The sequence below is a fragment of the Domibacillus antri genome (assembly GCF_001936625.1).
Lineage (GTDB): Bacteria > Bacillota > Bacilli > Bacillales > Domibacillaceae > Domibacillus > Domibacillus antri.
Map to the genome: position 1 here is coordinate 13,743 of NZ_MSDU01000011.1, position 13,981 is coordinate 27,723.

Sequence of the window (13,981 nt, forward strand, 5' to 3'; positions counted from 1 at the left end):
AGCCATACAAATAAAAAGGGGGGCTTGTCTTATTTAAATTTTTAAGACATCCCCTTTTCACGTTAAACGGCTGCTTTTGAACGAATTTGATCCAGGACGAAATCAGCCGCTGCGCTGACAATGGTGTGCTGATCGTGGTCCATTGTAGCCACATGATACGAGTTCGGCAATGTCACCATTTGTTTATGCCGTGATGAAATAGACTGATAAATGAACGATGTATTTTCAGGCGGCACAACATGATCAACGGCTGATTTGATGCATAAAGCCGGCACATGAATACGATGTAAAAGGGCCGGTACCTGCTTCATCAGCTTTTGCAGCTCCCGAATGGATTGAACCGGTGCTTTTTCATACGTAATTTCATAAACATGTTCTTTTTTAATATCCGGCGCGCCTTCTTCAATGAAACGCGGTGCCGGATCGTTTTGCAAATATTCGAGTGATTGAAGCGTCAATGCAGCATTGATCGTGATAATGCCTTCAATATTGGGATGCTCAGCGGCAAATTTCAGCGTCAATGTACCGCCCATTGACTGACCCATTAAGAAAATACGCTTGTTTCGTTTTTTCAGAAAACGATAAGCGCGCGAGTAGCTTTCATACCAGTCTTCATGCGTGCAGCGTTCCATATCTTCCGGATGAGTCCCGTGCCCTTTTAAGCGCGGCGCAATAACAGAAAAACCTCGTGCATGCAGCGCTTCTGCCACGTCGCGGACACTTTGCGGCGTACCGATAAATCCGTGTGAAAGCACGATTCCAATATCGTTTCCTTCAAGATAAAATGACTCCGCTCCCGGCATAACTGCATACTCTTCTCTCATGATCATATCCTCCATCTTTGTTTAATTCCGATTATTTTTATAGGTTATATTCAATTTAATATATCTTTTCCGATAAGTCAAGTTGGAATTAACCATAAAAAAGGACTGCCTGATAATCTGGCAGCTTCATTTTTTATTTATGCCCATTTTAATTTCGCTTCGTGCTCCATCGTCCGGATGGACAAAAGATCGATCATTTTTTGCTGATGAAGAAGCTGCTCGTTATGCTGCTGGCGTGATTCTTTCAATTCCGCCAAATCCTCCTGCAACACCATCACTTTTTCATCAATTTCTCCCGCAAGCTCACGTGTTTCCATAATCGCCTGCTGCATCGCCGGGATTAATTCTGTCTGCTTTTCTATCGCTGTTACCCGTCGGTTCAGATTAGCGACGTCTTCTTTTAACACTGCTACATCCTGTTTCAACTCTGCTACATCCTGTTTAAGGCCAGTAACTTCCTGTTTAAGGCCAGTAACTTCCTGTTTGAGCCCGGTAATGTCCTGCTGCATTCCATCCATTTTTGACAAAATTTCACGAAGCAGTCTTTCCTGCACGTCCATTTTTTCACGTCCTTTGTGGATACTCAACATCATTATAACATGGTTTCCAGAGGAAAATAGCAATCAAATGTTCTATACTCATTATAGAACATTTATTCTACAAATACAACCAAAAAGGACTGCTTCATTTCTGAAACAGCCCCTATTCTTATCTTATCGTTTTTGAATTTCTTCCAAAAGCAGCTTGTTGATTGCCTGCGGATTTGCCTGACCTTTTGATGCTTTCATAATCTGGCCGACGAGGAAGCCGATTGCTTTTTTCTTGCCATCTTTAAAATCTGCGATCGACTGCGGATTCGCATCGAGTGCATCATTGACGAACTTTAAAAGAGCCGATTCATCCGAAATTTGGACAAGTCCTTTTTCTTTCACAATCGCTTCGGCATCACCGCCGTTTTCAATAATTTCTTTGAATACGGTTTTCGCGATTTTCGAAGAGATTATCCCTTTTCCGAGAAGGGAAATCATTCCAGCTAAATTTTCAGGCGTCAACTTTGTCTCAGAAAGCTCTTTGCCTTCTGCGTTTAAATAAGCTGGCACTTCCCCCATTAACCAGTTCGATGCTTGTTTTGCTCCAGCGCCTGCTGCGACAGTCGCTTCGAAAAAGTCTGCAATTTCTTTTGACATGGTTAAAATTTTCGCATCATGCGCGGGCAGTCCAAGCTCTTCCATGTAGCGTTTTTTCCGGGCATCCGGAAGCTCTGGAATGGATGCGCGCACGCGCTCTTTCCATTCGTCATCAATAATAACAGAAAGAAGATCCGGTTCCGGGAAGTAGCGGTAATCATCCGATCCTTCTTTCACACGCATCAATAACGTTTTGCCTGTTGCTTCATCAAAGCGGCGGGTTTCCTGATCAATTGTTCCGCCGGAAGACAAAATTTCCGCCTGTCGTTTTTCTTCATACTCAAGCCCTTTGCGGACAAAATTAAATGAGTTTAAATTTTTCAACTCTGTTTTCGTACCGAATTCTTTCTGTCCGTATGGCCGGAGGGAAATGTTCGCGTCACAGCGAAGCGAGCCTTCTTCCATTTTGCAGTCCGATACTTCTGTGTATTGAATAATTGCTTTTAATTTTTCCAAAAATGCATACGCTTCTTCCGGCGTGCGAATGTCCGGTTCAGACACGATCTCCACAAGCGGTGTACCTTGGCGGTTATAGTCGCATAATGAATGTTTGCCAGCGTGCGTCAATTTCCCGGCATCCTCTTCTAAATGAAGACGGGTGATACCGATTCGTTTCGTTTCGCCGTTCACTTCAATTTCAACCCAGCCGTGCTCTCCGACCGGCTTGTCGTACTGAGAAATTTGGTACGCTTTCGGGTTGTCCGGATAAAAATAGTTTTTCCGGTCCCACTTTGTTTCTTCAGCGATTTCACAGTTGATCGCCATCGCCGCTTTCATGGCAAATTCAACGGCTTTTTCATTCATTACCGGCAGCACACCCGGGTAACCGAGATCGATGACGGTTGTATTTGTATTCGGTTCTGCACCAAAATGCGCCGGTGCGGATGAAAAGATTTTTGAATTTGTTTTTAATTCAACATGGACTTCAAGTCCGATGACTGTTTCGAATTCCACCTGTATGCCCTCCTTTACAGCGCTGGTTTTTCTTTATGAAAATCGGTTGCCTGCTCGTACGCATGTGCAACACGGTAAACGGTTTTCTCATCAAAATGACGGCCGATAATTTGCAGGCCAAGCGGCATTCCGCCGGAGAATCCACATGGTACAGAAATACCCGGCACGCCCGCTAAATTGACCGGAATTGTCAAAATATCGTTTGCGTACATTGTCAGTGGGTCGTCAATAATTTCACCGATTTTAAATGCAGGCGTCGGCGTAGTCGGTCCGATGATGACGTCATAGCTTTCAAAAACATCTTCAAAATCTTTTTTTATGAGTGTACGCACTTGCTGCGCTTTTTTGTAATACGCATCATAATAGCCGGAGCTTAGCGCAAATGTACCAAGCATAATACGGCGTTTTACTTCGTCGCCAAAGCCTTCAGCGCGTGTTTTTTTGTATAGGTCGATTAAATTCTCCGCATTTTCCGCACGGTAGCCGTAACGGATGCCGTCAAAACGCGCAAGGTTCGATGACGCTTCTGATGATGCTAGAAGGTAGTAAGTCGCAACGCCATATTTGGAATGCGGCAATGACACTTCTTCCCATGTCGCTCCAAGTCCTTCGAGTACTTTAAGCGCAGCTAAAACAGACTGCTTGACTTCTTCCGAAACTCCTTCTCCGAGGTATTCTTTCGGTACGGCGATGCGAAGACCTTTCACATCACCTGTTAAGTTCGCCGCAAACGTTTCGCCCGGCACGTTTGCAGACGTTGAATCGTACGGGTCCACACCGACAATCGCTTCAAGCAAGTGCGCGTTATCTTCTACATTGCGCGTAATCGGACCGATCTGGTCAAGTGATGAGGCAAACGCGATCAAGCCGAAGCGCGATACGCGGCCGTAAGTTGGCTTCATGCCGACAACACCGCAGAATGATGCAGGCTGACGAATCGAGCCGCCTGTATCGGAACCGAGTGAGAATGGCACCTCTCCCGCTGCAACGGATGCGGCAGAACCGCCAGATGATCCGCCTGGTACATGGTCTAAATTCCATGGATTGCGTGTTTTTTGGAAACTTGAGTTTTCTGTTGAAGACCCCATCGCAAATTCATCCATGTTTAATTTGCCGACAGTGATGGTTCCGGCTTCGCGCAGTTTATTAACAACTGTTGCATCGTAAATCGGGTCGAAATTGTGAAGAATCCTGCTGGCCGCTGTTGTGCGGATTCCCTTTGTCACAATGTTGTCTTTCACGCCGATCGGTACACCGTTTAAAATACCGGTTTTGCCTGATTCCTGTAATTCCTCTGCCTGTTTGCGGGCGTTTTCTTCATCAAGTGCTAAAAATGCTTTCACATCGCCGTCCACTGCTGCGATTCGTTTAAATGATTCGTCAACAAGGTCCGGGATTGTGATTTCTTTTTTATGTAACATGGACTGAATCTCGCTCAGTTTATGATCAAATAATGACACACTCTCTCCTCCTTACTCAATAATAGACGGTACACGGATTTGTCCGTCCTGATGGTCTGGTGCATTTTTCAATACTTCTTCCCGGTCTAATCCCGGTGCCGATTTGTCCTCGCGCAGCACATTTTTCATATCTAATACGTGTGAAGTCGGTTTCACGTTTGATGTATCAAGTTCATTCAGCTGCTCGGCAAATGTAATAATCGCATCGAGCTGTTCTGTAAATTTATGCACTTCTTCATCCGTGACAGCAAGACGTGCCAAATGGGCAACATGCCGTACTTGCTCTTCAGAAATTCGTGTCAATGGAATCCACCTCCGTAAAAATTTTGGCATTCTTTTAATTGCACAAAGTTTATTTTACCACGATTTACGCCTTCGTGAACAATAAGAAACAATAAGAAAGACCGTCCTCAAAAATGAAGACGGTCTCAAGCATCTATTTTACATCCCCCAATGTAATACAGACCCCTTTGTTCGTATGAAAATCAGTTTGTTTGGAACTGTGCTTCTTCAGTTGATCCTTTTAACGCTGTCGTAGAAGAGTCACCGCCTGTCACAACCATTGAAACAGCATCAAAGTAGCCAGTACCTACTTCACGCTGATGGCGCGTTGCAGTGTAGCCATCTTTTTCAGCCGCAAATTCTGCCTGCTGCAATTCGGAATATGCACCCATACCGCGGTCTTTGTATCCGTTTGCAAGCTGGAACATGCTGTAATTCAACGTATGGAAGCCGGCAAGTGTAACAAATTGGAATTTGTAACCCATCTTTCCAAGTTCCACTTGGTATTTCTCGATTGTTTCATCATCGAGTTTTGCTTTCCAGTTAAACGATGGCGAGCAGTTGTAAGCAAGTAATTTGCCCGGGAATTTTTCATGAATCGCATCTGCAAAACGCTGTGCGTCTTCCAAATTCGGCTCAGATGTTTCGCACCAGATCATATCCGCATACGGAGCATACGCCAGACCGCGTGCAATCGCCTGGTCAAGACCCGCTTTTGTCCGGAAAAAGCCCTCTGACGTGCGTTCACCTGTAATGAACGGGGCATCAGTCGGATCGATATCGCTTGTAATCAAGTCTGCTGCATCCGCATCTGTACGTGCAATTAGGACTGTTGGTGTTCCCATAACATCTGCTGCAAGACGCGCTGCAATCAAATTGCGAACGGCTGTCTGTGTCGGAAGCAATACTTTCCCGCCAAGATGTCCGCATTTTTTCTCAGAAGACAGCTGATCTTCAAAGTGAACGCCGGAAGCACCGGCTTCAATCATGCCTTTCATCAATTCGAATACATTCAGCTGTCCCCCAAATCCAGCTTCTGCATCCGCAACGATCGGTGCGAAATAATCGATGGAATCGTCGCCTTCCATATGGGCAATCTGATCCGCACGCTGAAGCGCCTGATTAATACGCTTAACAACGTTCGGTACGCTGTTTGCCGGATATAAGCTTTGGTCCGGATACATGTTGCCGGAAAGGTTTGCATCGGCTGCTACTTGCCAGCCGCTCAAATAAATCGCTTTCAATCCTGCTTTGACTTGCTGAACGGCCTGGTTTCCGGTCAAGGCGCCGAGTGCGTTAATGAAATCTTCTGTGTTAACGAAGTTCCACAATTTTTCAGCACCACGTTTTGCGAGTGTGTGTTCAATGTCAATGGAACCGCGAAGCTTGATTACTTCTTCTGCTGTATAAGGACGCTTGATCCCTTTCCACCGTGATTCATTTGCCCACTCCTGCTTCAGTTGCTGTACCCGTTGTTGTGTTGTATTCCCCATTTTAAACATCCCCCTTGTTATAAAACAGATTGTTTTCTACAATTTGTATTATATAACAGAAAGAAATGTTTGCCAACCCCTTTTTTCAAAAAAAATCTAAATATAAAAAAAACACCAAAAACCATCACGGTTTTTGATGCAAAATCCGATTAAATTAACAACAATAAACTAAGTGCCATGATGATCATTCCTGAGACGACTCCGTAAATCGCGAGATGCGTCTGATCATATTTTTGTGCTGCCGGCAGCAATTCATCAAGTGAAATGAACACCATAATTCCGGCTACACCGGCGAAGATCATTCCAAACATGGTATCTGTCATATACGGCATTAAGATGAGCCAGGCAACGAGAGCTCCGACCGGTTCAGAAAGTCCCGACAAAAAGGACCATTTAAACGCTTTTTTCCGGTCGCCTGTTGCAAAGTAAAGTGGAACAGCCACCGCAATGCCTTCTGGTATATTATGAATCGCCACTGCAATCGCAATCGCAATGCCGAGACTAGGGTCTTGTATCGCGGAAGCAAATGTGGCAATCCCTTCCGGAAAGTTATGAATGGCAATCGCAAGTGCGGTGAAAATTCCCATCTTTTTTAAACGGGCATATTCATCATGTGATGGTTTCCCGTGAAATTCTTCCACTGTTTTAATTTCATGTGGATTTCCGGATGAGGGAATAAATTTATCGATAAGCGCAATAATCGCCATCCCGGCAAAAAAACCAATCACCGTCAGCCAATAGCCGGTTGAATCACCGTGTTCGCTGACGAGCGAATCCTTCGCTTTCACAAAAATTTCAATCATCGATACATAAATCATCACACCGGCTGAAAATCCGAGTGACCAAGCGAGAAATTTCGTATTTGTCCGCGATGTAAAAAATGCAAGTGCGCTGCCAATGCCCGTCGCCAATCCGGCAAACAATGTTAAGCCCAGTGCCAGCAAGACATTTCCGTCCATGCACACCATCCTTTGTGATTTTTTTATTATTGTATGCTATCTTTTGCCCAAATGCAACTTTTTTTGTTGAGGTAAATAAAAAGGCCGATTTGATGTTCATCATCAAATCGGACCATTCTTTTATTCATAAATGTGAACGTACGGTTCTTCAGCATTAGCTTCTTTTACAATGAGCGCTTCCGGTCCGCCTGTTGATGTAATCGATACTTCAATCGGCACATACGCAGGGAAATGGTCCATCACAAGACCCGTTACAAACTGCGTAAAACCGATGGCTTCCGCTTTTCCGTAAAACTGAATAGGTATTTCAATTTTCAAACTGGATAACTCGCCGCCGCTGTATAACGCCCGGCCGATTACACCATTAAAATTATTAAAATACTCTTCAACGTCCTGCTTGAAGTTTAAGAAATAGGTGGCGTCTTCCCGGTGTGCTTCTTCTGCTGCAACCGATGGGAAGAGGACATATTCTTCATCAATATTTTTCCAGTCATTCACTTCTTTATCACCCGCATCAAGATGTGTGTAGGCAATAAAGTTCCCCGCTACAACCGCATTTTGCGGTGCCTGTTGAAATAAAGCAATGGTAATAGGTACGTTTTTGGTTTTATCCATTGCCCGGAGACGCGACGCAACCTGTGCTGCAATTTTTTTACCTTCTTCTTCAATCTTTTCATCTGGAATCGTAAATTCATACTGCGCGCCGTATTGCTCCCGCTGATAATAGTGAACCGAATTAAGGGCAAGTCCAATGACAACACCGTCGAGCTGTAAGGAGTTGTCGTCTTTTTTTGTTAAGTAATTATGCTCCATGATATGGGCAAGGTAAATCGGCGATCGCTCATTTCGTTCATCAATAGAACCTTCACCATTATCAACCGGATTCAGCCCAAGATTTTCTTCTTCTGTCATTTCACTTTCTTTCAGCTGTGCATCTGTATATTTGCGGCGCAGCCATGAACGGACTACGTCTTCTTCAAGCACCTGTCCTTCTTGAAAAAAATGATTGTCAGGTGAAAAATGTTCCTGGGCAATTCTCATTAGTCCTGTTTCAAATTCAATGATGTCATAACGTGTATTCAAATTAGACACGACCATGCCGCGTGCTTTTCCCGGTTCAAATGGAACAATTGTCCGGTAAAAGTTTTCAGAAATTTGATAGCTTGGAATAATCGCAGTCTGCTCTTCGCCGTTCTCATGCGTAACTTCATCATCATTTTGCAAAGCAGGTGCACAGCCTGTCATGAGCAGCGCAACAGATGCCGCCATCAGAAACCATTTTTTCTTCAAAAAAAGCCACCTCTTATTTTGTAAGTTCATCCATTAGTCGTTGTTCATCCCATACTTCCACACCGAATTTCTCTGCTTTTTCAAGCTTGGAACCGGCTTCGGCACCAGCGATGACAAGGTCCGTTTTTTTACTGACACTTCCGGTCACATTCCCGCCGAGCGCTTCAATCCGCTCTTTTGCTTCATTCCGCGTCAGCTGTTCCAATTTACCGGTCAGCACAATGGTTTTGCCCGCAAACGGGGAATCGCCTGCTGCCGTCTGTGCACGAACAGGTCCATCATACGTCATATTCACGCCTGCTGCCTTCAGTTTACCGATCAGTTCCAACACTTCCGGCTGTTCGAAATATTGAACAACGGCATCAGCCATTTTACTGCCAATTTCATGAATCGCTGTCAGCTCTTGTGCGGACGCTTCTTTTAAACGGTCCATTGTCCCAAATTCCATTGCAAGTGTCTTCGCGGCTTTGGCACCGACGTGACGAATGCCAAGACCGAATAACAGCCGCTCAAGTGAATTTTGTTTCGATGATTCAATCGCGGCCAATAAATTATCGGCTGATTTCTCCCCCATCCGCTCCAGCTGAATTAAGTCTTCTTTTTGGAGCGAATATAAATCGGCAACATCTTTAATTAGTTTTTCACGGTACAGCTGGGCCACCACTTTTTCGCCAAGCCCGTCAATATTCATCGCATTGCGTGAGACAAAATGGTTCATTCCTTCGCGAATTTGTGCCGGGCATTGCGGATTCAGGCAGCGAAGCGCGACTTCTTCTTCCAGACGGACAAGCTCACTGCTGCATTCCGGACATTCAGACGGCATATGAAATTCCACTTCTTCTCCTGTCCGGCGGTCCGTCAAGACGCTGACGACTTCCGGAATGATATCGCCTGCTTTTTTAACGACAACCATATCTCCGATCCGAATGTCCTTTTCGCGGATTAAATCTTCATTATGAAGTGATGCGCGTCCCACTGTCGTACCGGCTACACGAACCGGCTGCAGCACGGCAGTCGGCGTCACGACACCTGTTCTGCCGACACTTAAAACAATGTCCAAAAGTTTTGTGACCACTTCTTCAGCCGGAAATTTATAGGCCGTCGCCCATCGCGGACTTTTCGCCGTAAAGCCAAGCTCATCCTGCTGGCTGAGGGAATCCACTTTAATCACAATGCCATCTATTTCATACGGCAGCATTGCCCGCTTTTCCGATTGATCATGAACATACAGAATCACAGCTTCAATCGTTTGGCACACGCGCCGCTCCTTATTCGTTTTAAACCCGAGCGAATCAAGTAAATCGAGCCCTTCGCTATGCGATTCTACACCGATCGATTCCGGATTCGCAATGCCGTACAAGAAAATATCAAGATTGCGGGATGCCGCAATGCGCGGGTCAAGCTGGCGCAGCGACCCGGCGGCCGCATTACGCGGATTCGCAAATGGCTCTTCACCGCGCTCATCCCGGATGGCATTCAGTGCAATAAACGACTGCTTCGGCATAAATGCTTCACCGCGCACTTCCATCGTAAGGGGCTTTTTCAGCCGGAGTGGGATTGAGTGAATCGTTTTTAAATTGGCGGTAATGTCTTCACCTGTTGTTCCGTCGCCGCGTGTCGCCCCCTGGACAAATAACCCATTTTCATATTTTAGTGATACGGCAAGGCCATCAATTTTCAATTCACATACATAGGTATAAGCATCACTGCCGATCAGCTGGCGGACACGACGGTCAAAATCGCGCAGTCCCGCTTCGTCAAATGCATTTCCGAGACTTAACATCGGGACATCATGCCGCACCTTTTGAAATGCATCCAGTACCGCGCCGCCCACTCGCTGCGTCGGTGAATCCGGTGTCTGAAGCTGCGGAAATGCCGCTTCAATATCTGAAAGCTCTTTTAAAAGCCGGTCATATTCCGAGTCCGGAACAGACGGCTGATCGATCACATAATACTCATAACTGTACTTATTTAAAATATCGTGCAGCTCTTGCACCCGTTGTTCCGCAGCGGTTAACTCCATCTTTGTCGTCCTTTCTGTCAGGCTTTTTCAATTGGCGCAAATTGTGCTAATAGTCGTTTTATGCCGGTTGGGCTTGGAAAGGCAATATCAAGTTCTGTGCTGTCCCCGCTTCCTTTTACCGCGACAACTGTGCCTGTGCCCCATTTTTTATGTGCCGCTTTATCGCCGACTTTCCAATTCAGCTGTGCCGCCGCATTTGTTTGCGAACGTACAACAGGACGGCTCTTCTGTCCGAACGAATTCGGCTTTTTCGTCTGGCGGCTGGCATTTTCCGATTCAAGCAGATCTTCAGGAATTTCACTGATAAAACGGGACACCGGATTCATATTCGTTCTGCCGTATAAAGTGCGCATTTCCGCATTTGTAAGATACAGTTCATTCTCTGCCCGCGTAATCCCTACATAGGCAAGACGACGCTCTTCTTCCATTTCCTCATCATCCATAAGGGATCGGCTGTGCGGGAAGACCCCTTCTTCCATTCCAATCAAAAAGACAACCGGAAATTCAAGGCCTTTCGCGGAATGAAGCGTCATCAGTACGACGGATTCAGCCGGCTTTTCTTCTTTTCCAAGCTGGTCAATGTCCGCGACAAGAGCGAGATCGGTCAAAAAGGCGATCAATGTTTTATCTTCACTCGATTCTTCAAACGCTTTTGTAACAGATAAAAATTCTTCAATGTTTTCAATTCTCGTCTGTGATTCAATCGTTTTTTCCGCTGCCAGTATGTCGACATAGCCAGTCCGGTCAATGACCTCTTCGACCAATTCAGAAACCGATAAATATTCCTGCTGCTGTGTATAAATATTAATGATGTTACGGAAATCAGCCGCCGCATTCGCCGCTTTTCCGCTTAATCCGATAAAATCAACTTCTGCCAATGCATTAAACATCGAGATATCATGTTCCTGTGCATAGCGGGCAATTTTATCAAGTGAAGTGGACCCAAGACCGCGCTTCGGTACATTAATGACGCGCGCCAGGCTGATATCATCATCCGGGTTCGCAATCAGACGCAAATACGCCAGCAAGTCTTTAATCTCTTTCCGGTCGTAGAACTTAATCCCGCCGACGATCGTATAGTCAATGTTTGACTTCATGAGCGTTTCCTCAATAAGACGGGACTGCGCATTCGTCCGGTACAACACGGCAAACTCGGACATTTTTCGTCCTGCAGCTGATAATTCTTTTATTTTCCCCGCAACAAACTCCGCTTCCGTCCGCTCGCTGTCCGCACGGAAATACGCTATTTTCTTGCCGTCCGCATTTTCGGTCCAAAGCTTTTTCGGCTTTCTGTTTGAGTTGTTTTCAATCACTTCATTGGCTGCCTGCAAAATTCGTTTCGTTGACCGGTAATTTTGTTCAAGGAAGATCGCTTTTGCATGCGGATAGTCTTTTTCAAACGATAAAATATTGGCGATATCCGCCCCGCGCCATCGATAAATGGATTGGTCACTATCACCGACGACGCACAAATTCTGAAATCGGCTTGCCAGTAATTTTACGAGGGTGTACTGGGATTTATTTGTATCCTGATACTCATCCACATGAATGTATTGAAACTTGCGCTGATAAAATTCCAGCACTTCCGGCACCCGTTCAAATAACCGGATGGTCAGCATGATCAAATCGTCAAAATCGAGCGCCTGGTTTTTTTTCAAACGCTTTTCATATTCCGTATACACGTCAGATGTCACTTTATCCTGATAACCGCCCTGACGCTTCGCAAATGTTTCCGCATCTACGAGAACGTTTTTCGACGAACTGATGGCCCCAAGCAATGCACGCGGATCAAATTTTTTCGGGTCAATGTTGAGGTCTTTTAATATACTTTTTAATACAGACAGCTGATCGGCTGTATCTAAAATCGTAAAATTGCGGCTGTAGCCGATCCGGTCAATATCCCGGCGCAAAATACGCACACACATCGAGTGGAACGTCGACATCCAAATCTCTTCCGCCGCACCGCCGAGCAGTGCGCCGATCCGGTCTTTCATTTCGCGCGCGGCCTTATTGGTAAACGTCAGCGCAAGAATATTATATGGATTTACTTCTTTTTCAACAATTAAATACGCAATCCTATGCGTCAGGACGCGCGTCTTACCGGAACCGGCACCCGCCATAATTAAAAGCGGTCCTTCTGTCGTTTTGACCGCTTCCTGCTGCTCAGGATTGAGGCCGTTTAATAATCGATCTGTTAAAAATTGCATACTGCCACCGCCTTAGGAACGTTTGTTCTTTATTATACACGATTTTTGACCGCCGCAACGGTTTTTAACCCTTCTTCCGGAAAATCATAAATAGCATTGCCCACGACAATCACGTCCGCATAGTCTCCCATTTCTTTTGCCTGTTCGGCTGTGCGGATACCGCCGCCATATATAAATACCGTATTTGTGTTCCGCAAAATGTCCGCCGCTTTTTGAGCAGCAGCAACATCTCCATATGCGCCGCTGTATTCAAGATAAAAAACAGGCAGTTTGAACAAGTGGCCTGCCATACGGGCATACGCGGCAATGTCTTCCGCATCCGGCGCTTTACGAACTTGCGTTAATTTGGCTGCTTTGCAATCGGGATTCGCAATACAGTAGCCCTCGATAATCAATTCATCCGGGTTCATCAGTTCCCCGTATTCTTTCATCGCTTCAAAATGAAGCCCGGTAATCCAGTTTGAATCCGTACTGTTCAATACAGTCGGAATAAAATATAAGTCAAAGCCCGGCGTCACCATTTCTACAGTAGACACTTCCAGCACACAAGGCACTGGATAACGGCGTATACGAACCATTAAATCAAGCACATTTTCAAGTGTCACACCATCGGATCCACCGACCACAACCGCATCAGTTCCCGATTCGCACACACGCTCCAGCAGCTCATCATCTATTTCTTTATTCGGGTCCAATTTAAACACATGCCGCCATTCACAAACATCATACATGCGTAGAAACCTCCAATCATTCAGTTACAACTCCCTATTATAACATGAAAAACGAAGTTCGCCTTCTAAGGGAAACAAGGAGCTATTTTCGTGACAAAACCCTATTTTGCGCAGCTATTTTCTTCTTTATGTGGCAATTCCCCATTGAGCGTGGCCATTCACTTTCTTCCGTGACCATTTCCCTTTAAGCGTGGCCATCTGCTTTCTTCCTGTGACAAAAAACCATTTTTCCCCACGAAAAAGCCGTCTCGTAATTTGAGACGGCTTTTCATCCTTCTTCTTTTTCATAAACGCGTTTTAGCACAAACTCATATCCATCGTTCCCATAATTCAAACAGCGCTTCACACGAGAAATGGTTGCCGTAGAAGCACCGGTTTCCGTTTCAATTTTATGATAGGTCTTTCCTTCCTGCAGCATGCGTGCCACTTCTAAACGCTGCGCAAGTGACTGAATTTCGTTAACCGTGCATAAATCGTCAAAAAAACGATAACATTCTTCCATATCCCGGAGTGAAAGAACCGCTTGAAACAATTGGTCCAGCTCTTTTCCCCGCAGTTTATCTATCTGCAT

At 45.4% G+C, this 13,981-nt stretch carries 12 protein-coding genes; all 12 read right to left on the minus strand.

Annotated elements, in window-relative coordinates; translation table 11 throughout:
- Nucleotides 1-62 precede the first annotated feature (62 nt).
- The 12 genes from BTO30_RS06790 to BTO30_RS06845 all read right to left on the minus strand — a co-directional run bounded on the left by BTO30_RS06790 (nucleotide 63) and on the right by BTO30_RS06845 (nucleotide 13,981).
- Entirely contained in the window at nucleotides 63-824 is a 762-nt protein-coding gene (locus tag BTO30_RS06790; protein WP_075397970.1) for an alpha/beta hydrolase, read from the minus strand.
- Between the two features lie 137 nt (nucleotides 825-961).
- Nucleotides 962-1,384: a coiled-coil domain-containing protein gene (locus tag BTO30_RS06795; RefSeq protein WP_075397971.1), complete on the minus strand. Its 423-nt coding sequence runs from the start codon at nucleotides 1,382-1,384 to the stop codon at nucleotides 962-964.
- A 153-nt stretch (nucleotides 1,385-1,537) separates the two neighbouring features.
- Nucleotides 1,538-2,965: an Asp-tRNA(Asn)/Glu-tRNA(Gln) amidotransferase subunit GatB gene (gene gatB, locus BTO30_RS06800; RefSeq protein ID WP_075397972.1), complete on the minus strand. Its 1,428-nt coding sequence runs from the start codon at nucleotides 2,963-2,965 to the stop codon at nucleotides 1,538-1,540.
- A 14-nt stretch (nucleotides 2,966-2,979) separates the two neighbouring features.
- Nucleotides 2,980-4,425 (minus strand): Asp-tRNA(Asn)/Glu-tRNA(Gln) amidotransferase subunit GatA, encoded by a 1,446-nt coding sequence (gatA, locus tag BTO30_RS06805; RefSeq protein WP_075397973.1) that lies wholly within the window; start codon nucleotides 4,423-4,425, stop codon nucleotides 2,980-2,982.
- A 12-nt stretch (nucleotides 4,426-4,437) separates the two neighbouring features.
- Nucleotides 4,438-4,728, minus strand: coding sequence for an Asp-tRNA(Asn)/Glu-tRNA(Gln) amidotransferase subunit GatC (gene gatC / locus BTO30_RS06810; protein ID WP_075397974.1), 291 nt, complete (start codon nucleotides 4,726-4,728; stop codon nucleotides 4,438-4,440).
- Nucleotides 4,729-4,910: 182 nt separating this feature from the next.
- On the minus strand, nucleotides 4,911-6,200 hold the full coding sequence (gene aceA, locus BTO30_RS06815) for an isocitrate lyase (RefSeq protein ID WP_075397975.1): 1,290 nt from the start codon (nucleotides 6,198-6,200) through the stop codon (nucleotides 4,911-4,913).
- 149 nt (nucleotides 6,201-6,349) lie between these two features.
- A complete protein-coding gene (gene zupT / locus BTO30_RS06820) occupies nucleotides 6,350-7,159 on the minus strand; it encodes a zinc transporter ZupT (RefSeq protein ID WP_075397976.1) in 810 nt (269 codons plus the stop codon).
- 120 nt (nucleotides 7,160-7,279) lie between these two features.
- The gene (locus BTO30_RS06825) at nucleotides 7,280-8,449 is read right to left on the minus strand and encodes a CamS family sex pheromone protein (RefSeq protein ID WP_245796365.1); all 1,170 of its coding nucleotides are present in this window, start codon (nucleotides 8,447-8,449) and stop codon (nucleotides 7,280-7,282) included.
- Between the two features lie 13 nt (nucleotides 8,450-8,462).
- The gene (gene ligA / locus BTO30_RS06830) at nucleotides 8,463-10,472 is read right to left on the minus strand and encodes an NAD-dependent DNA ligase LigA (protein WP_075397978.1); all 2,010 of its coding nucleotides are present in this window, start codon (nucleotides 10,470-10,472) and stop codon (nucleotides 8,463-8,465) included.
- Between the two features lie 17 nt (nucleotides 10,473-10,489).
- Nucleotides 10,490-12,679, minus strand: a complete 2,190-nt coding sequence (gene pcrA, locus BTO30_RS06835; protein ID WP_075397979.1) for a DNA helicase PcrA — start codon at nucleotides 12,677-12,679, stop codon at nucleotides 10,490-10,492.
- 32 nt (nucleotides 12,680-12,711) lie between these two features.
- Nucleotides 12,712-13,410 (minus strand): heptaprenylglyceryl phosphate synthase, encoded by a 699-nt coding sequence (pcrB, locus tag BTO30_RS06840; protein ID WP_075397980.1) that lies wholly within the window; start codon nucleotides 13,408-13,410, stop codon nucleotides 12,712-12,714.
- 268 nt (nucleotides 13,411-13,678) lie between these two features.
- Nucleotides 13,679-13,981 (minus strand): YerC/YecD family TrpR-related protein, encoded by a 303-nt coding sequence (locus BTO30_RS06845; RefSeq protein ID WP_075397981.1) that lies wholly within the window; start codon nucleotides 13,979-13,981, stop codon nucleotides 13,679-13,681.